At 38.8% G+C, this 20,305-nt stretch carries 20 protein-coding genes and 1 pseudogene; 4 read left to right on the plus strand and 17 right to left on the minus strand.

Going from position 1 to position 20,305, the window contains the following annotated elements; translation table 11 throughout:
• The 8 genes and pseudogenes from FDX03_RS00005 to FDX03_RS00040 form a co-directional block, all read right to left on the minus strand.
• Positions 1 to 1,463 (minus strand): annotated as a pseudogene (locus tag FDX03_RS00005) (tail fiber domain-containing protein); the annotation flags it as partial.
• A 9-nt stretch (positions 1,464 to 1,472) separates the two neighbouring features.
• Positions 1,473 to 1,868, minus strand: a complete 396-nt coding sequence (locus tag FDX03_RS00010; RefSeq protein WP_137345303.1) for a hypothetical protein — start codon at positions 1,866 to 1,868, stop codon at positions 1,473 to 1,475.
• Position 1,869: 1 nt separating this feature from the next.
• A complete protein-coding gene (locus FDX03_RS00015) occupies positions 1,870 to 2,187 on the minus strand; it encodes a hypothetical protein (RefSeq protein WP_137345304.1) in 318 nt (105 codons plus the stop codon).
• Between the two features lie 7 nt (positions 2,188 to 2,194).
• Positions 2,195 to 4,105, minus strand: coding sequence for a phage major capsid protein (locus FDX03_RS00020; RefSeq protein WP_137345305.1), 1,911 nt, complete (start codon positions 4,103 to 4,105; stop codon positions 2,195 to 2,197).
• Positions 4,047 to 5,567, minus strand: coding sequence for a phage portal protein (locus tag FDX03_RS00025; protein ID WP_137345306.1), 1,521 nt, complete (start codon positions 5,565 to 5,567; stop codon positions 4,047 to 4,049). Before FDX03_RS00025 ends, FDX03_RS00020 begins: the two co-directional genes overlap by 59 nt.
• Positions 5,567 to 6,115 carry a hypothetical protein gene (locus FDX03_RS00030; protein WP_137345307.1) on the minus strand — a complete coding sequence of 183 codons (549 nt, stop codon included), beginning with the start codon at positions 6,113 to 6,115 and terminating at the stop codon, positions 5,567 to 5,569. Before FDX03_RS00030 ends, FDX03_RS00025 begins: the two co-directional genes overlap by 1 nt.
• A gap of 9 nt (positions 6,116 to 6,124) precedes the next feature.
• A complete protein-coding gene (locus FDX03_RS00035) occupies positions 6,125 to 8,050 on the minus strand; it encodes a terminase gpA endonuclease subunit (protein ID WP_137345308.1) in 1,926 nt (641 codons plus the stop codon).
• A complete protein-coding gene (locus FDX03_RS00040) occupies positions 7,965 to 8,507 on the minus strand; it encodes a hypothetical protein (RefSeq protein ID WP_137345309.1) in 543 nt (180 codons plus the stop codon). Before FDX03_RS00040 ends, FDX03_RS00035 begins: the two co-directional genes overlap by 86 nt.
• Before the next feature lie 30 nt (positions 8,508 to 8,537).
• On the opposite strand from FDX03_RS00040, the gene FDX03_RS00045 reads away from it, so the two are divergent.
• The 3 genes from FDX03_RS00045 to FDX03_RS00055 all read left to right on the plus strand — a co-directional run bounded on the left by FDX03_RS00045 (position 8,538) and on the right by FDX03_RS00055 (position 11,465).
• Positions 8,538 to 9,098: a hypothetical protein gene (locus tag FDX03_RS00045; protein WP_089669757.1), complete on the plus strand. Its 561-nt coding sequence runs from the start codon at positions 8,538 to 8,540 to the stop codon at positions 9,096 to 9,098.
• 246 nt (positions 9,099 to 9,344) lie between these two features.
• Positions 9,345 to 10,538: a hypothetical protein gene (locus FDX03_RS00050; RefSeq protein WP_137345310.1), complete on the plus strand. Its 1,194-nt coding sequence runs from the start codon at positions 9,345 to 9,347 to the stop codon at positions 10,536 to 10,538.
• A gap of 216 nt (positions 10,539 to 10,754) precedes the next feature.
• On the plus strand, positions 10,755 to 11,465 hold the full coding sequence (locus tag FDX03_RS00055; RefSeq protein ID WP_137345311.1) for a hypothetical protein: 711 nt from the start codon (positions 10,755 to 10,757) through the stop codon (positions 11,463 to 11,465).
• A 45-nt stretch (positions 11,466 to 11,510) separates the two neighbouring features.
• Here the strand turns inward: FDX03_RS00055 and FDX03_RS00060 are convergent, their stop codons facing one another.
• From FDX03_RS00060 to FDX03_RS00090, 7 genes are all read right to left on the minus strand, one after another.
• Positions 11,511 to 11,906, minus strand: coding sequence for a hypothetical protein (locus FDX03_RS00060; RefSeq protein ID WP_089669765.1), 396 nt, complete (start codon positions 11,904 to 11,906; stop codon positions 11,511 to 11,513).
• The gene (locus FDX03_RS00065; RefSeq protein ID WP_003845471.1) at positions 11,907 to 12,149 is read right to left on the minus strand and encodes a hypothetical protein; all 243 of its coding nucleotides are present in this window, start codon (positions 12,147 to 12,149) and stop codon (positions 11,907 to 11,909) included.
• Positions 12,150 to 12,636: 487 nt separating this feature from the next.
• Positions 12,637 to 13,122: a hypothetical protein gene (locus FDX03_RS00070; RefSeq protein ID WP_137345312.1), complete on the minus strand. Its 486-nt coding sequence runs from the start codon at positions 13,120 to 13,122 to the stop codon at positions 12,637 to 12,639.
• 74 nt (positions 13,123 to 13,196) lie between these two features.
• Positions 13,197 to 13,682 carry a hypothetical protein gene (locus FDX03_RS00075; RefSeq protein WP_137345313.1) on the minus strand — a complete coding sequence of 162 codons (486 nt, stop codon included), beginning with the start codon at positions 13,680 to 13,682 and terminating at the stop codon, positions 13,197 to 13,199.
• A 625-nt stretch (positions 13,683 to 14,307) separates the two neighbouring features.
• The gene (locus FDX03_RS00080) at positions 14,308 to 14,529 is read right to left on the minus strand and encodes a hypothetical protein (protein WP_003845464.1); all 222 of its coding nucleotides are present in this window, start codon (positions 14,527 to 14,529) and stop codon (positions 14,308 to 14,310) included.
• Positions 14,530 to 14,614: 85 nt separating this feature from the next.
• Entirely contained in the window at positions 14,615 to 15,127 is a 513-nt protein-coding gene (locus FDX03_RS00085) for a hypothetical protein (RefSeq protein WP_137345314.1), read from the minus strand.
• Between the two features lie 263 nt (positions 15,128 to 15,390).
• Positions 15,391 to 17,124, minus strand: coding sequence for a recombinase family protein (locus FDX03_RS00090; RefSeq protein ID WP_137345315.1), 1,734 nt, complete (start codon positions 17,122 to 17,124; stop codon positions 15,391 to 15,393).
• A 44-nt stretch (positions 17,125 to 17,168) separates the two neighbouring features.
• Here FDX03_RS00090 and rimO point away from each other — a divergent pair, with 44 nt between their 5' ends.
• The gene (gene rimO, locus FDX03_RS00095) at positions 17,169 to 18,476 is read left to right on the plus strand and encodes a 30S ribosomal protein S12 methylthiotransferase RimO (protein WP_137345316.1); all 1,308 of its coding nucleotides are present in this window, start codon (positions 17,169 to 17,171) and stop codon (positions 18,474 to 18,476) included.
• 91 nt (positions 18,477 to 18,567) lie between these two features.
• Here the strand turns inward: rimO and gsiD are convergent, their stop codons facing one another.
• Together gsiD and gsiC are read right to left on the minus strand one after the other, a co-directional pair.
• A complete protein-coding gene (gene gsiD / locus FDX03_RS00100; RefSeq protein ID WP_048212174.1) occupies positions 18,568 to 19,479 on the minus strand; it encodes a glutathione ABC transporter permease GsiD in 912 nt (303 codons plus the stop codon).
• A 2-nt stretch (positions 19,480 to 19,481) separates the two neighbouring features.
• The coding region (gene gsiC / locus FDX03_RS00105) for a glutathione ABC transporter permease GsiC (protein WP_249356952.1) at positions 19,482 to 20,305 on the minus strand (824 nt) is incomplete at its 5' end.

A 20,305-nucleotide genomic window follows, 5' to 3' on the forward strand; every position in this document is an offset into this window, starting at 1 on the left:
CTTTCACTAGTACTTTGTACACCTAAATTAGTACGGGCAATTGCTGGATCAGAAACATCACTCAAATTATTAATAATTGCCAATGAACCGGTATCAAAACTGGATAACGTGATATTACCAGTTAATTCATGATCGTTGATTGTTGTTGTTCTAGGAACATATTTTGCATCAATTTCACTTGTACTTTGAACACCTAGATTAGTACGGGCAATTGCTGTATCATCTATATCATTTAAGTTATTAACTGCCTGTAGATACTTTGCATCATTCTCAATTGTACTTAGTACATCAAGATTAGTACGTGCTTCTTCAACATCGGACAAATCACTTAGATTGCTTGCCGTTTTTAGATAAAGTGTATCACTTTCAGTTTTTGAAATTAGACCAAGATTAATACGGGCTTGTAGTGCCGTACTCGCATTAGTACCGCCATTTGCAATTGGTACAATATCAAAAGTACCTGCGGCTTTTACTCCCAATGCTGAACGTGCACCTGTAGCGTTCTTACTACCTGTACCACCATTTGCCACACTCAACGGTTGACCCAATTTTAGATTATCGGCCTGTGCTGTACCTAGAGTTGAGTTATCAACGGTAATACTTTCACCCGTAATACTTTCAGTTACTGTAAGTGATTTACCACTAATACCATTACTTGAGGTTAGCGAGTCTACATAGATCCCTTTAATGAAAGTCTTAGTACCGTCAATTGATTGATCACCTGTTAATGCTACATATTTTGAATCACCCAAATTACTTGTTAGGATTCGAGTCCATGCCGTTGTTTGGTTTTTTGCATAGATAGCGAGTGATCCGCTTTTAGTCATGGCAATAGAACTAAATGTATTAGCATCAACTAGTCCTACCCCCATCATATCTACACTAACGGGATTACCTGCCTGATCTGCTGGGACCTTGATAAAACTATTTCCCGTTGGGGTTAATGGTTCATATTGGGGTACGTCCACACCATTACTACCAACACCATATGAACCTTCATATAGTTCTACACTTGCAAGTGCGGTAGCGTCACGTACAATCATTTCTGTAGGGGTGAATGTATATGTTTTCTGTACTACTGAATCTTTATCACCGCTTAATGCGGATGCGGAAATTCGCCCATTCATGAGTGAATAGTCTAATGTCCCTTCACTATGGCGACGAATAAGAATTAATTGAAATTCCTTTTGTGTTTCGGTCGCTTCATCTAAAAATGTATGAGTGTAGTCGCCGGGAATATAGTTAACAGTAATTTCAACTGGATCTACATTCTGTTCACCTGCTAATTGTTCTACATACTCACTATCATATGTTTCAACCTGTGCCATTGCCGCTGCAATATGTAATGTTGGCATAGCGGCAATTTCGCTAATTTGTTCATTACCTGCGTTCTGTGGTAGTCGGTTTGCCGTATCTTCATTATAGAAAATCTTTAATCCATTACCCGTATAAATGTTAGCCATCGTTCATCCTTATTGTTTCTGCGTTGCTACAATATTTATGGAGAACGAAAGGGAAACATAACCAGTTGTAGGATCTGTTACTAACTCGCTACTGTCAAATGCATATGAAATTAGTGTTACATTATTAGTTTTGAATTCCTTTAATGTAGTATTTTGGAAGTACTCCATAATTACAGAAAATGTATCTGTTGGAGGTGGGCTATCTGCTTCCGGTACTAGTAGAAATTCAAAGTTGAATGTTCCCGTTTGGCGATTAGTACCGTAATTAGTTAAACCATAACTTTGATTTACCGATACCAAGATAAACATTTCCTTACCCGCTTGAATTTTCATTGCTTTACGGATTGGTTGAATGTTCTCTAAACTGTTTTTTATTGTTTTCTTTACGTCACTGAGTAAGGCCATGTTAACCCCCAAAGTTATTAATTACAGTTGGGCGTACATATACTTCAGTAACTCCACTCAAATCATCATAGATGTTATAAACTGTATAATTGATATTTCTTACTTTTATGATTGAATCTATTTCAATTCCATGTGTAGTTACTTCCACTGACTTCATTGAAATAAATGTCTCTGTACTTTCTATTAGTCCTTCTGTGCCGCTATCAATGACAACGGGGCGTACATCTACTATTCCAGTAAATGACGCCCCGTTAATTGAGATAGTTTCACCAAAGGCATCTAGAAATACATCTGTTTGTTTATCACTAAATGCCCTCATAAAAGTATTACGCTAGTTTCATTACGTAAAATGCTTCATCATGTGCTACGGCATGATCAATATATGCAAAGGTACGTAGTACAATACCTTGACTTGCACGTAGGGAAGTATCATCACGGTCAATAGTTAGACCACCCCAAGATGCGAGTACAACATTACTAAAGTCCCCAAAGATTACTTGACCTGCTGCAACTTGAGTAGATTCGATAACACGTACAGAATCACATAGCCATGCTTCAAAGCGGAAACCTTCAATCATATATTTTGCTGCGGTATTCGCACCAACTAGAGTACCTAGAGTACTACGTAGAATAGCTGCGGTAGTTGGGTGTACAATTGCAACTACAGAATCTACACGTACATTAGCTGCTGCTAGTTTACCTAGTGCATTTTGTACATCTTCTTGTGAAGGTGCTGCGGTTAGTGTGTCACTTGGTGCTGATGCAACGATTTGATCTAGGATTTTCTTTTCTAGTTTTAGACCTGCACCACGTACCATAGCATCTTGTACAAAACGCTCTGCGGTATCTGCACTCTTAATTAGAGTACGGGTTAGTGGAACGGAACCGGAAAAAGTTTTTGGTGCAAGTACGATTTTTTCAAAGTTTGCATCTACTTCTGGAGAATTTGCCCCTTCAGCGATGAAATCAAACATTGCTGTAAAGTCGCTGGATAGTTTAGGTAGTACTAGATTACCTTCACCCTCTAGACCGGAATAAGTTTGAATTGGTAGTTGTGCGAAAATAGAGTTTGCACGTAGTACATCAATATAAGAATCTACATATACTTCTTTAACCAATGCACCGCCAGTAGCTGGAGCGGTAGAAGTTGCACGTACTAGTTGATTTACTGGAACGTCTACACGTTGCCCTTCAAATGGTTTACCTTCAGCGGCTGAACGAATTAGACCATTAATTACAGATTTTTCCATTTTGTTATCCTTAACGTTAGGAGATTTATTATTATTTGTATTTAGTGAACGTTTGAATTCAGATACGCTAATTCCTTTAGCGATTGCATCTGATACATCCACATTAAGTACCTGACCAATTGAAGTTAATTCACGCTTACGCTCTTTTTCGGCGTTATCTTCCATATCTTCGCGTTTATCTTCTACTGGATCTGTACTATTTAGTTGATCGGGTTCGATACCAGCTTGTAGTTTCTTTAAAAGATCTGGACGTTTAGAAACTAGTTCTTCTAATTCACCATCACTTAGTTCAATGTTAGCTACACCACCATTTTCATCATTATCAACAATTAGAGTTTCTTTAATGTCGTATGATTCATTATCTAGGCGGGTTTCTTCCATGCCCTCTTGTTCTTCCATGAGTCTTTCCTCTTCAATAGTATTCTCATTACTATTTAGTGATTCATCTTCATGGGCTTCTTCTAATTCTTCCTCTAGTACATCACGCATTTGATCATCACAACCAAATGCACGACCAATACCTACTGTTTCATCTGCGGGTACAGTTACTAGGGAGATTTCATAAATTTCAAAGTTAGTAACGATAATATTGTTACCGTCCATGCGGTAATCATAGATGTTATAGCCAATACTAATATGAGATAGAATTCCTTCCTGAATCATTCCCCACATGGTATTACCAAGACCTACATTACTAATCTTTAGTGTTGCACGTCCTACGCGATCCGAATCCATACGGGCTTCAACTACTGCCCCAAGTAATTTGTCTCGGTCATGATTGAAAAGTACAGCACCTTTATTATTAAGTCTGCGTAGGTCTACGTTTTCTTCACCACACATGAGAATTTCATAATATAATTCGTCATCGATCATGCGGCTTACTGGTTGTTCTGAACAAAAAGCTACTTCAATAGTACGGGCATCTACATCAATTGCCCTTACTGGAATAGTCAGTTCCCTCTTTTGTTTGAGTTTCTTCAAATCCATTTGAATCTTCTTCCTTATTTGTTTGTTTTTCTTTTTCTATTTCCTCTAAGGTCACGCGTGGATCTCCACCCATTTCACTAATAATCTGAGTTTTAGATTTTAGTCCTGCATCTAGTAGCATAATTTCAGCCTGAATATCCTTTGTAGGATCTAGGGAAATTGGTTTTACTGGAATATAACGAGCACAAATAAGATCATCGAAATCAGAAAAAGATAGATTAAGACTATTGTTATTTAGCATTTCATTCTTCATCCAGGCTAGATAGATTGGTTTTAGTACTTTACTGATTAGTACATTAGTACGGGTTCTAAAGGTTGTGGCTTGTAGGCGTTCTGCCAACTTTGCAGCACTAAATGAAGCATCGGCAGTAGATCCCATTAGGGATTGCTTAGTAACATTCAAGCCCATTGAAATTTGATCCATTAGTTCACTTGTAAATTCACCTATACGATCTACACCCGCTTGTGGGTTTACAGTCTTAATATCTTGGTTTTTACCAAGTTCATACACTGCACCCGCTTCAAGATATTCCGTATATGTTGCCGTTGAATTCTCTTCACCAGCTACTAACTCTACTTGGTCTGTATCATTATTATTATTCGTAATATATGCAGTGGTTGACGCTGAGACACGTTTAGCAATTAATGCCGCTTCAGTGAAATTCTTTAGATCTTCCATAGTCTTGCTTGTACTAATCATGTCTGGAATTCCGCGTTCCTGTCCCATTTGTTGAGGAATGAAATAATGACAAATCTCACTAGCCGGAATAATTTCAAATGCCGTTGCATCATACGTATATGTAATTGGGTTATAGATACAGAAATAGTAATTTACTGGCTTATGATTTTGGTCATATTCCACACCGTTTGAAATGTAATTTCCGTTGTCTAACCACTGGTTATTAAGTTGTGTTAATCGTGCTGCATCGATAATTTCAAGTTTAATAGTACCGTTAACGTTATGAATACGTATAAAACATTCACCATCCTGTACACGTACTTTCTCTACAGTTTGTTGGAAAATATCAAAGGTTAATTGTCCATCAAGACTAAAACGATCCGCTTCATATGCCCAACGATCAAAACGTTTTTCTAGTTTATTGCTTAGTTCCTGTAGTTCATCTTCATCCATTGATTCTACAGTTGGGGAAGGTTTTATATAAACACCTTCAGCACCTACGACCCCATCCACTGACAGATTCATGTATTTACTGCCCAATGGATTCTTTAGAATTGCTTCACGCGATGAATTACGCCAATCACTAAGGAACCAACGGATCAAGTTATTGATATTTTGTGAACCTGTACCAGACGTAAAGCCAAATGAAATTACGGGTGTACTCATACCACGTACCGCCTGTAAATCACGTTTTAGGTTTGCTGATGGTTTATCTATTAAACGTTTTTGGCTTGGTTGTGGTTTTGCTTTTACTGGTTCTGGTTTAGCTTTTCTCCAAAACATTATCGTGTACCCCATCTATTTGGATAATTAGGATCACGAAAAACGGTTACAGATTTAAATGGTCTACCATTACCATTTACGGGCTGATCGTTCATACTAGCCCATAGAGCATTTGCACGTTTAATATAACGAATACGCATATTTTCTAGGTTAGTAAGTGTCTCACTAATTAGTGTCTTATTATTAATTGTTGTTGAATATACGCCACCGCCCTGTAGTCTCGCCTCGATCACTTCATCAATTTCAAAAATCATTAATAGAAGTTTTGAGTATTCTGTAGTGTACTTACTTGGATCAATTAGTTCTGATACAAAATTAGTACTAGTACCCTTTGCGTTATCAAATAGAATACAAAATACCTTATCACTCGGACCATCAATTTTAAATGTGATTAGTGTTGCTTCCGATGTGGTACTAGAATTATCGATTGATGTACTATTACCGCTATTTAGATAATTAACTACAAGGGTAGAATGTGGCGGCATCATTACATGAAAATCATATGGGTTAGAAGTCATATAGATTTTCTCTGGTAAAATATTTGCCATTTTATTTCCTTATTTGCCGAACCATCCTGTACCGCCAGTTCTACGTACCGTCCTTTTGGGTTGTACTTTAATCTGTGATTTAGATTCTGGTTCTGGTTTGGTTTCTTCTTTATTTATTATTTGCTGTACTTGTATTTGCTCTTTAGTTGATGCCCTAAATTCTCTAAGTTTTCTATATGGCTGATGTGTGCCTAATTTACTTACTGCATACTCACGTGCAATTAAGGCATAACATAAACAGTCCAATGATTCGTTTCTTTTTTGACCTTGTTTAAGTCGCCATTGTAATTTACCACCACGTGGTTTTAGTTCCTCGGCGGTTAATTGATCAAAGTAATCATGGGGTAGTGAAGCACTAAAATGTAATTGAGTTGGTGCTAAATCTGGTTCATCACTTAACATATGGTTTAGTAGCTTACGTATTGTTAACTTGCCTTCATGAACATTTAGGATCTGTAGTTTATAACCAGCTTCAGTAGACTTTTTGAATAATGGTGATATGGTAGAACTACTACCCTTGATTGGATGATACTTCGCCCAACATCCTGTGAAGCGTTTAACCGTTTCCGTGGCGTTACCATTCGATGAGTCAACAAACACCGCCAGCGTTGGAATGGTGCGACCTGATGGGGTTTTAAAATCCTGTCTACAGAATTTATCTAGTTCATTCCATGCAGGTGCTTCAATCTTAGTACAGTCATGTGAATAGAAAAATTCATGACCAAGTACCCATACATTCTTTTCATCAAAGGCAATTACTGTAGCCTCGCACCTATCAAGTTGTTGATCGACGGCAATGCAAATTCCTAATGCTTCGGGAATGTTATGTAAGTTAAATGAATCATCACGTGTCTGTTCTAACTGAAGAATATCAAGTTCTTTTTCATATTCGTTTTCATAAACTTCACCCATTTCATTATTCATGAAAGTTTGAAGATTAAATGAGTACAAGGCATCGGCGTACTTACTTACCATTTCTTCAATAGTATTAAGGGGGCTAATCATACGGCTACATTGAAAACCTACCACACCCTTTTCACCATTAGGATTAGTGGCAATCCATCTACCATTATTCACCATCTGGTGGCGTGTATGTTCATCAATTTCTTTATTACAATGAGGACACATTAACTTGGCAGTTGTTGAATCTGGAATTGCTCTACCATTCTCTAATTGTTTAAATTGGAATTTAACTTGTTCCCATTCAAATTTATATTCATGACCACAATCATGTGTAACGAACCAATAGCGTTTATCACTTAGATTGAATTCAGAATTGATTAAATCGTTTTTGTATAGGGGAGTACTTGCAACTACTACTAAAGCATCATCACCAAAGGTAGAAGTACGGGCTTCAGCTAGTTTAATTGGGTTTCCTTCTTCACCTATTTCCACATTTGATACTTCATCAAGTAGAACGGTACTACATGTGATGCCTCTAAGGTTTCCGGGTGTGTTAAGGTTTAACCAGTAGATAAAAGTACCGTTTTGTAGTTGTGTCTGTTTGGCGTTATTAGCGGCGTTCTTATCTGATTTATCAGTGACAAGTGAAGAAAGTACAGGACTACTTTCAACTACTGGCATGAATTTACCAAGTCTAAACTTTTTGATTTCATCGGCACTACTTGAGGCAAATGCAAAGTTTACCGGATCATTTGCCATTTTGTTCATGGCTATTGCCGTCATGACCTGTGTCTTCAAAAGTTGACTACATGCCTGAATTACGATCTTCTTAGTGCTTCTTTCCTGTGCAATATCCATAGGCAAGCACTGAAAGGGAAATGGGACAAAATCTAACCCCATATTAGGCCCATCCACCAGCTTCATCACACCACCGGATTTAATCCAATCACTTGTTTTCTGTATCTTCGGGGGTTTGATCGTCGGTAGTACTTTCTGTAGTAATGTCGTTAGTTTCTTCTTGTTCTTGTTCATCTAATATTTCTTCATCCTCTGGTAATTCAAATTCCATTTCACCCAATTGATAAAGATGCGTGTCTATTACTTCCTTTAATCGGTCGCGTAAATCTTTCGCGTCAGTCATTGCAAATAGTTCTAGATAAATCTTATTGGGGATACTTCGAATAGTAGTTTTTATTTGATATAGATATGCGGTTAGTACTTGTTCCACGTATTCTGTATTCAAAACATGCTCTAACTTTTCCTGTAATTCCAATTCTGCTAATTGTCTTTCGGTAGTTAGCTTTTGTAATCGTTCCTGTTCAATCTGTTCTTTGATGTTAGTATTACGGAGTGGTTTTAAAATATTCTCCACAATCCACTTTCTTGTGTTATAATCCGTATCCATTGGCATTCCTTTTAATACCCAAGAACGCACAGTTGATTCATCATATCCATATTGTTTTGCTAAAGTTCTAAGTGATGTTTTCATTTATCATCCTTTATTTATTGAGAGTTAATAATGCACGACCGTAAAATGGATTTTGAGCTTGTTATTAATTTATTAAATAGTTTCCTTAAAAATAAAGACATAAGAAAAAGATTACATTACATTGTTGATAATAGAATTAATGATTGGGAAAAATGGCTTCAAATAGAATTTGAACAATTTATTGCAGCCAAAAGATTTCAAGTAAAGCGGGAAGTGACTGCTTATCTCGACCCATTTTTATTCCCACAGAATAGGCTTTCAAAAGTAGACATTATTCTTTGTCAAAACAAATCACTTAACGATGGTTTTATATTTATTGAATTTAAATGTACTAAGAGCATCGCAGCACTGAAGAGAGGTTTAGAACACGATAAGTTAAAAATACAATCCATCATTGACTGTGAATATAAAATCCGCAATTCTTTTTTTGTTGGTTTCCATTTAAATTGTAAACCTACAGAGATTGATAAAATGGATACATATGTTACTGAAATACTAAAAGGATCTTATGCTGTATTCAAGATTTGCCCCTGCCCCGCCAATCACAACTGTAATTGCACTAATAATGAAATTGGGGTAGTACTTTGTTAAGTGCGGTGCGGGTATGCATTTATTTTTCATATATATGTAAATTAATGCGTGGGCGAAAACTCGCTTTGTTTCAAAAACCTGCCAGTACCTTTTCATTAACTGTCAAAGTACGTTGATGTCAGTCATATTTATTATAGAAATCCCACTTCCATTTAGAAAGATCACTACTTGATTGTAATAAATGATTATCGTTATACTATAGCAAGAGTATTAACCTATACCAAATATCCTCTCAACGAGTTTATAGTGATGAAAAAGACCAAGATCGATATCAATAAGCTGGTGTATTTAGATCAGAGAATCGTTATAAATGAATTTCAACAGAAGACCAGTTTGGTCAAACAGGACAAAGATTACACTTTGTGGGTTGATATTAACAATATTAAACCTGTTGATTTATATTGCTATCTGCAAGCACGATTTGGAAAGCCCAACGGTATACAGTCATTATTTCGTAACTACGATTCAGATAATCTTATACATTGGGATTACACCCTTGATTATGAAGGTTATAGAATTACAATCATGTGTATGACTTATCGTTTAGAAATTCATAAATCAATAGACTTTCCAGATCAAAAATACGCCAAAGATCAATTCATACTCGATTTAAAAAATGATTTTAAGAACTACGGAAAACAAATTTCATCTTTCAGAAGTAGAATAGAAACTTGGCATCTTTTTATAAATCCTTTTAAGAGAGTCAAAAATGCTATTGAGTCTAATTTGGATGAATTAGAAAAGCTAGATATTGAGAATATTAAATACCCTAATTTTAAGAATATCAATAAAAGAACAAGAAAAGAAATGGCTTTAGTTGGAGAAAAATTCACAAAGGCCAATACATTGGGGATTAATATCTCCCTAACGTTACCAATTTATGCCGAATCATTTATTAACTTTTTGATTTTTACTCTGGCTAAAGTTAATATATATCAAAGTAAAAGTGATTACGATTCGTTCATCCGCAGCCCTATAAACGAACGTGTTAAGAATTTACATCTTAAATGTAAGGGTTTCCATAGCCCTGTTGATTATAGCAATAACGAATCTTGTAAAGAGTTTCAATCAGTTATGAACATAAGAAATGAGATGCTACATGGAAATGTTAACCCTAGTTCTAATCACTTCGACACTGTCTATTTTGATGACAGAACACCTCTTTTTGCTAAATTTACTAATTTAGCATTCGATTCTTATCTTGCTTCACAAACTGGTATTGAATTTAGTACGTTACTGAAAAGGTATCAAAGCATACAAAATTTTATTACGTATGTTCTGACCTGCTTAGAAATACCTGTTGCCCGTCAAATTTTAGATATGTTAAATGAGCCTTATCCAGGCTGGAATCCAAAGAAAAAAATATTAGGTAAATTATTTAGCGATAAAGCAGTTGACTTCCAAATTGATATTGGGAATAAGATAAAAATTATTTATTAAACTATTCTCGAATACATTAACTTACGCTTATTTATGTGACACAGTACAATAAAAAATTAGTTTTATAAAGTCTGGATGCACACCCCACTCACCCCAATAAACAAACCTACCCAATGTGAGGGGATGTGCATCCAAAGTTTACATTATAGAGGCTCCATGGTAAAGTGAAAGTACTCCTCATCTGGTTCTATCTTCGTTATAATTCGGATAATAAAAATGAATATAAAAAAATGGAATACAGCTTTGCTCACGGCAGTTCTTTTTCTATTAATTATAAGCATTCTTATCTTTATAAAAATTTTATTTTTAAATAGTCCTTCATTCGAGTGGGGGAGTTTTACTGACTGGCTTAGCTCGTTATCGAGCATAATTACTTTGGCTTTTGCTTTTTATGTTTATTCCCGTTGGAAAAAAGATAGGTATAGAGAAGATGCCTACGCCCTACAAAAGAAAATAATAACACAGCACTTTCCTAAAATATTTATGATCGCTGATGAGCTAGACTTTAGACTTGCAAACTTCCAGTTTAGAATTAATGGACATAATCATTATCTAAAAGATTCTGTTTTAGATTCAATGCAAACATACTTTATTGACACTATTACAGAATTGGAAATAACCTCTCAACAATTACAAACCGATATCAATGTGATAAAATTATTTCGTTATAAGCCCACATCTGAATTTGAAAAAATATGTATTGCAACTACAAGAGTCATTGAATTAATTATTCAATGCATCAAAAACCTAATAGGGAACTTGAGTGGTCTAAAAATGTCTGAATTTGAGCATTTAAGACGAAAGATGTATGATGGCTTCAATGGAATGATTCCTTTAACATCCGAAAAAATAAAAATTTTATCGGATGCAAAAAACTACATTTTTGCTAGCAATCGAGATTTAAATACATTATTCACTAATTTCTAAGGTAACATAATGGATATGAATCCTATAATAAAAATATTTTTAAAACTATTGTACCTTGCCGGGCTTTTTTGTTTTCTTCGGTTTAGGGTTTAGTACAGTGTCCAGTAGTTCCACGGTCATTTCCTGGTTGTTACTATAGAATGCATCCAGTAGCAGTCCTGCAATCTTCTTTTGGTGGGATAAGGGATCTACCAGTGAGTTCTGAAATAGTTCTTCTTCTGTCATATGGTGCTGTGTGATCTCTTCACCTGCCCCGTAAATCTTGCCGTAGGCGTTACGTGTGGCGTTCTGGTGACGGGCAATACGTACCCATGAGTTACCAGTTATTAGCCTTCCATAGTGCGTAGTATCGCCTTGTAGTTGGGCTTGTTGCTCTAGTCCATCCACTTCATATTGTACTTTGAAATTTCGTTTATTGTTGTTGATTACTGTGTATTTCATTTATAACCCTTTATAAAAATTAGATGTTGCTCTTATTGAATATTTATTATTGAGGTGTGCGGTTGTAGGTCTTTCCCCCTTAGTACTCTTATAGTCGCGTATATAGTCCTGTATGACTTCCTTTAGTGCCTCCCCTACTGGCGGTGTATCACTAAGTGGGGATTTCTTCGGTTTGTTATAAAGTCCGTTTGGCTTCATTCCACGTGCTTTATTGGCTTTTCGTATTTGTTCCCATGTACTCATAGTAATTCCTCTAGTTGTGCCTTTCGGCGGTTTCTTTGTGACCGTTCCCACTTCGCGGGGCTGCGTGTCCACTTCAAGAGACTTTGAATAATCTATTGAGTAGTAATTCTTGGTAGTTGGTACTTCCAATCAATTATTTGTTAGTACTTTTATTGTCTGAGCGAAAGCAAGTAGGAACGGGCGTTCTTTCGAGTACTCACGAGAAAAACGCAAGTTACGATCTTATGTTTAGTTTTTATAGAGACTGACGAGCAAAGCGATGTTAGGCTCTTTAGAGACTGAATAGAAGTAAGACACTTATACTTCAAAGTTAAGAGTGGGAGTTAATATTAATATAGGGGGGATTATTCAAATTGCTCATACAAAACCCCAAAATATCCCCATATATCAAGGGTTTAGAAACTACATGTAGTGAATAACCACATACATTCATTCATAATAACCCCATAATAACCACATATGTATGTGGGAATATGTGGTTATTATATTAGAGTAAACCGGATAGATATTTGATAAGATCATTAATTGGTACTCCAGCTTTTACCTTATCCGCTAACTCTTTCTCTTGCTTTCCATCCAGTTGCTTACATTGTACCTTGCTTAGTGTACGCCTCATTGAATTCTTTAGTGGGATACCCTGTAATATGAGTAGCTCTAGAGCCTCTGAAACGCGTTTAGAGACTAGTTTATACTTTTCAGCCTGAGAGTTACCTTTTAGTTGTAACTTGCTTATAGTGCCGCTCGCACGCTTCATATTGACGGTATGTAGGGCTAGTGGTTTGGTGATGTACTCACACTTCTGTAGTACTTCATAGATTTCTTCTGAATCTACTTTATTACGTCCAAGTGATTTACATCCCTGTATAGCCTGGTTGATTGCATCTTTTGCTTCTACTGATAGTTCTTTGAATTTGATCTTTTTTAGTTCTTTTTGAACTTCGCGGTTATCGTGTTGTTTTTCTGGTCTTGCCATGATAAATAATCCTATAATATGTTGTGATATTTTAATTAATTGCCCTTAATATTCCTGTACTAAGGGCTTTTTGTTTATAAGTAAGGTTTAAATGCTTCTACTAGACGTTTATAAGCGTATTGATTTTCAATACTACTATATCGTTGTAAAAGCTCCTGCAAACGTTTCCTGCGTAGTTCTAGGTAGTATTGGTGTGCACCCGCTGCGGTATCACTAGATCCTCTCTGTACGGTCTTACCGTCGATACGCATTTGACCATAAAACTTATTATATCTGTCATCAAAGTACACACCCTTATAGCCGTGAATAGATGAAGAACTACGGAATAGAGCATTTATTTCATGTGGAACCATCAAACATGTAGAAGATGAATAACACTTATTAGTTCCGCTTAGTATATCCTTGTCAATTTCCCATCCTTCAACATAGTTTTGTTCCATCCACTCTTTGAATGGTTCGAAAGATACCCAATCGCCAATAGTGGTATGTTTATATGCTTCATTATTTTTTACACGTGCTACTATATTTTTATAACGTTGTTTTAGTTGTTTGTTGTCCATAATCAAATCCTTTTGTACATGTACTAACGCTCCATGTTAGTACGGTAATAATACTTTTTACGATAGTATCAAACGTTACTTATTGTTTAGAATAATAAAACTGTTTAGTACATATTGTATTGCTTGATTCATATTCTTCACCTTACCTTTGACTACTAACTTCTGTAGATATTCTTCCTGTAGTGGAGTAATTCGTACTCCGATAGCTCTTGTTGTTTCCTTTGCCATGTATTTCCTTTTGTGCACGATCATTCATAAATTTCAAGTGAGAATAGCCCCATGAATAACATGGGGCTAAAATATCATTGGAGAATATGGAAATATTTATCTTTGATACCTTGATTATATCACATTATTATAAATCGTCCCAAGAATCGAAAAATATTTTGTAGTAATGTCACTTGCTACATATCTATTTAGTATTTTGTTTTTGGAAACATGCCCAAATACGGCCTAAAACGCCTAATACTACTAGAATTAAGAGTAATCCTAACCACGCTATTAGAACGTATTCGATAAATCCAGTGACGAGGATGATAAAGCCAATTACTAGTACAGCTATGGTTACTAACCAATCTTTCATATAAACTCCCATTTTTATTCTTATAGGAGTATTTAGTACAAACTAGTAAATTATGGTGTCAAATACATTACAAAAGCGAACTTTCATAGAACCAGTTAAATCACTAGTACATGTAATTTGTTTACCCTTCAATTCAGTTACAATAACCCAAATACGAGTATCACCCATACATACTTTGATTTGGTCATTTGGCTTTAACTTTTCTAGTTCTTCATAACTTGGTACTTGGAAAGTATCAGGGTGTAGGCGTTGTGCGTTAATCATTATGATCCTCCTGTGTGAATTTAAAAAGGGCAAAAGGTAGCCCCGCCGAAAATTATTGAGTCGGCAAAATGGAAATGGAAAACTATTATTGTTCTTTTTGGATTACTTCATTCAGGCGGTAGTAACTAACGCGATCAAACTCACACTTAGGTACAATGCCAAATTCTTTCTTGATACGGCGATCTGTCCAACCATCACGGGTTAGTAGTTCTGTATGATCGATATATGCTGAATCAATCCCAATATACAAACTTGCTTCATTTGTCATCAGCAAGTGTAAGAGTTCTACGAGTTCCCCAAACTTGATCGGTAGGTCAAAGTCATTAGTAAACTCTTCTGCTGTCTTATACTTGCCGTACACCATACTACTATCAAAGTAGTTCGCCACTACCAAACTACTATTAGCCCAATCGTAGAAGAACTGATACGTACCGATATCCGAACCAGGATCAATAAGCATCACCGTACTACCCTGTTTCGGGTCTTCAATATCAATCACGCAAGTAGTGAACGAATCAAAACCACGTGGGACGAGGTAGGTAGTAGTAAAGTTAGTTACCAGTGGGGAAACCTTAGAGTGAATCTGATGATTTGACATGCTGTGTGTATCCTTATGTTATTATTTTGTTAAATATATATTGTATAGACGAAAAAAAGCCTCACTCTATACCAATTGGTATTTCATGATTCTTCGTCTTGTCGGATTAATTATACAGAGTTATTGGAGGCTGTAAACCACCAATTTTTAGTAGGTTGCAAATCAAGGCTACTCACTGCCTTATCAAATACCCCTTGCCAGTAATCGCTCCTACGATGCCAAAATACACTTTCAAACGAGAAATCTAACTTAGTATTTTACTATTACCGATTAGGCCAGAATAGTGATCCGTTGATTTCTGGATAACCAACCTGAGATAACAGAGATACTGATGAATCATATAAGTTATGATAACCTTTCCTTAAATCCACTAAGTATTGATTAGTTTTTTCTCTGAGTTCATCGGTAACTACAACAACATTACTATCCTGATTATCATTTAGTAGTTCAATATCAAACTCCCAATGAGGTTTTCTGTTCACACCACCAAATACTAATACTTCATCAATGCCATAACACTTGATACGAATGGTAATACATGAATCAGTTTTATCCACTATTACATATTCAATTATTGAAGATATGATCTTTCTAATTTTGTTTCTATCTTCATCTTCCATATCGGTAAACACTGCATACTGAATTAATATTAAAAACTCGGTCATTTCTATTTCAAATGATCCCTTACTCTTTAATGATACTGATCTTTCCTTTAAGTTAACTACGTTTATTAGTAATTGTTCACGTTCTGTATTTAACACTTGAATCTTTGTTGCAAGCTCAACAACGTTTGGTGCAACTGAAATTGCAGCAGCTAAATTTGATATTTGGGAATCCAAATCAGCGATTATTGATTGTTTTGCATTTATCTCTTCATCAATCAATGTAGTATCACTACCATTTTTCCAACTGTTGTTTAGATAACCCATCAGTAAAGCAATCATTGTGCAGTGTTCTACCAAAGAGGCAATAATCGACCAACCAGAACAATTTTTCTGTTTATGTGTACCATTCGTACATATGTAACGTGGTGTTTTTTTATTAATAAAAGAATGCATAGTACCACCACATTTGCTACAACGTAGTAGTGATAGCCCTGATAAAAGTTTAATTTTATCTTTTGATTCTTTCTTGGACTTAAAATTATTCTGTTCTTTCTTTTCAGCCAGTACTAAATATTCCGTTTCATCTTTGCATAACAGCGGATAATAGTTTTTCAATTTATAGATTTGACCACCTACTTTCATTGTACGCTCACCGATCAATGCACGGTTATTACGCATCTTTTGTAATACCTGATAATCCCATTCTTTACCCTTCAATCCATTTGGGTATTTTTCATCTAAAGCCCGTTTAACACTATAGACCCCATGACCATCTAGGAACATATCAATAGCTTCTCTAGCAATATTCCAATAGATAGGATGCTTTTTAACTGCTTCGTACTGTGAACCAGAATCATCTATCCAAAACGGATGACGACCCACGGATTTAATGTTTACTGGCAAGCCTTGATTATGTCGTTCTACTAAAGCAACAACATTTCCTATAGTTCTTTTAGATTTCGTTTCTGATTCCTCATTCCCACGGATAAACAGTAGGATTGACAACATCAAGTCTGTAGGATTTTGCCGTATCGATGCCTTGTTATAAACCTTCTTGTCCATTCCTGTGACTATTGTTAGTCCCAGCCTAATCATCTCAAGAAAAAGACTTAACGCTTCATCCACCTGATCACGAGATAGACGGTCAAGGTTTTCGCAATAAAGCCATGAGTCAGAAGGTATAGCATTACTCTTTACAGCATCTATAAAGTCTCCCAGCTTTCCAGAGCGGTTTTTCCCACGAAACGCACTTACACCTGGCTCAATGATTTCTACCATCTCCAGCCCCTTCTCTTCAGCATACGTCCTCGCTGCCGATAACTGGCGGTCTTTTGTCGTTCCCTTGTCTTGTCGGTCACTTGACCAACGGATGTAGCTGTAAAGTTTAGGCATGATGTATAATCCGAGTTTTCCCGAGCAATGTATTGTACAAAATAATGTCTAAGATTGGATTTATATCATTAGGGTGCCCGAAAAACCTTGTCGATTCTGAGCGCATCCTGACCGAACTTCGTACCGAAGGCTATGATGTCGTACCAAGCTACGACGACGCGGATATGGTCATCGTTAACACCTGCGGCTTTATCGACAGCGCAGTTCAGGAGTCACTGGAAGCCATTGGTGAAGCGCTGAACGAAAACGGCAAGGTGATCGTCACTGGCTGTCTGGGCGCGAAAGTCGATCAGATCCGTGAGGTCCACCCGAAGGTACTGGAAATTACCGGACCGCACAGCTACGAACAGGTTCTGGAGCACGTTCACCACTATGTTCCCAAACCAAAGCATAATCCTTTCCTGAGCCTGGTTCCTGAACAGGGCGTCAAGCTAACGCCGCGCCATTATGCCTATCTGAAGATTTCTGAAGGCTGTAACCACCGCTGTACGTTCTGCATTATTCCGTCGATGCGTGGCGATCTGGTGAGCCGTCCGATTGGCGATGTTCTCAGCGAAGCCAAACGTCTGGTCGATGCGGGCGTGAAAGAGATTCTGGTGATCTCCCAGGATACTTCTGCTTACGGTGTGGATGTAAAGCATCGTACCGGTTTTCATAACGGCGAGCCCGTTAAAACCAGCATGGTTGACCTGTGCGAACAGTTGTCAAAACTGGGGATTTGGACCCGTCTGCATTACGTCTACCCGTACCCGCACGTTGATGATGTGATCCCGCTGATGGCGGAAGGGAAAATCCTGCCGTATCTGGACATCCCACTGCAGCATGCAAGCCCGCGAATTCTTAAACTGATGAAACGCCCAGGCTCTGTGGACCGACAGCTGGCACGTATTAAACAGTGGCGTGAAATCTGCCCTGAACTGACCCTGCGTTCAACGTTTATTGTTGGCTTCCCGGGCGAAACCGAAGAAGACTTCCAGATGCTGCTCGATTTCCTGAAAGAAGCGCGTCTGGACCGCGTCGGCTGCTTTAAATACAGCCCGGTAGAAGGTGCAGGAGCCAACGATCTGCCAGATCAAATCCCGGAAGAGGTAAAAGAAGAACGCTGGAACCGCTTTATGCAGCTGCAGCAGCAGATCTCTGCTGAACGTTTGCAGGAGAAAGTGGGCCGCGAAATTCTGGTCATCGTGGACGAAGTTGACGAAGAAGGCGCGATTGGTCGAAGTATGGCTGATGCCCCTGAAATCGACGGTGCGGTGTACCTGAATGGCGAAACCAACGTGAAGCCTGGCGATATCCTCCGCGTGAAAGTCGAAAACGCAGATGAATACGATCTGTGGGGCACTCGCGTTTAATAAGCGTAACTCAACCGTAGGCCGGATAAGGCGTTACGCCGCATCCGGCAACGCCTGATGACGACGCCAGCGCGTCTTATCAGGCCTTGTATTATCCTTTGATCTTCGGATCCAGCGCGTCGCGCAACCCATCCCCCAGCAGGTTAAACGCCAGCACGGTCAGGAATATCGCCACCGCCGGGAAAATCGCCACGTGCGGCGCGATCACCATATCAGCCCGCGCTTCATTGAGCATGGCCCCCCATTCTGGCGTCGGCGGCTGTGCCCCTAAACCGAGGAAGGACAGGCTCGCGGCAGAGATAATCGACGTGCCGATTCGCATGGTAAAAAAGACCACGATCGATGAAACCGTCCCCGGCAGGATATGGTTAAAAATGATGGTCGCGTCACTGGCACCAATGCTGCGTGCTGACTCAATAAATGTTTGTTGCTTGAGAACCAACGTATTGCCACGAACCAGTCGCGCAAAAGCCGGAATGGAAAACACCGCAACCGCAATAATCACGTTCGCAATGCCGCTGCCCAGCACGGCGACCACTGCTATTGCCAGCAAAATCCCTGGAAAGGCAAACAGCACATCACAGATACGCATAATCAGCCGATCCCACCAGCCTTCGTAATATCCAGCCAGCAGACCCAGTACCGTGCCAATCGCCGCGCCAATAAAGACGGCAAAGACCCCGGCCGCCAGAGAAATTTGTGCGCCAACCAGTACGCGGCTAAAAATATCCCGCCCAAGCGAGTCAACGCCAAACCAGTGCAGCATCGAGGGACCATCATTCAGTCGGTCATAATCGAAGTAGTTCTCGGCATCAAATGGCGTCAACCAGCGAGCAAAAATCGCCACCGCGATCAGGACCAGGACAAATACACCCGCAATCATCGCCATGCGCTGGCGGCGAAAACGACGCCAGAACTCATGCCACGGCGTGCGTATCTGCTCTGGCTTAACAAGGGGCATTGCATTCAAAATCGCCTGTCGGCGCCAGTTAAAAAATCGCATCCTTACTTGTACCTGATAGCCGGGTTAATGGCGGCGTAAAGCACATCCACCACTAAGTTGATAAGAATAAACTCCAGAGAAAACAACAGCACCTCGGCCTGGATCACCGGGTAGTCGCGCATTTCAACTGAGTCGACCAACAATCGCCCAAGACCAGGCCAGTTGAACACCTTCTCAACCACAATAGAACCGCCCAACAAAAAGCCAAACTGCAACCCCATCATGGTGACCACCGGGATCATCGCATTACGCAAGCCATGTTTTAATACCACCCAGGTTTCACTCACCCCTTTGGCCCGCGCGGTACGCATATAGTCTTCACTGAGCACATCGACGAACGATGCGCGAGTAAACCGGGCTAACACCGCGGCCACCGCCGCACCCAGCGTAATTGACGGAAGGATATAGTGCAGCCAGGTGTCAGCGCCAACGGTGGGCAACCAGCCAAGCTCAACGGAGAATATCTGCATGAGCAGCATGCCAAGCGCAAAGGCCGGGAAAGAGATCCCGGTTACTGCCAGCGTCATACTCAACCTGTCAGGCCAGCGGTTGCGCCAAACGGCGGCAATGATCCCCGCCGTCATACCAAACAAAACCGCCCACGCCATACTGGCGATCGTCAGCCATAGCGACGGCATAAAACGACTGGCTATCTCTTCTGAAACCGGACGACGAGAAACCATCGAGGTCCCGAAGTCACCTTGCAACACGTTGGTCATGTAGTGCCAGAACTGAATATGCAGCGGCTGGTCCAGACCCAACTGCGTACGCACCAGTTCAATCACCTCGGCGTCGGCTTCCGGTCCGGCAATCAGCCGCGCCGGAT

It is taken from the genome of Citrobacter sp. wls827, from assembly GCF_005280875.1.
GTDB lineage: Bacteria > Pseudomonadota > Gammaproteobacteria > Enterobacterales > Enterobacteriaceae > Citrobacter > Citrobacter youngae.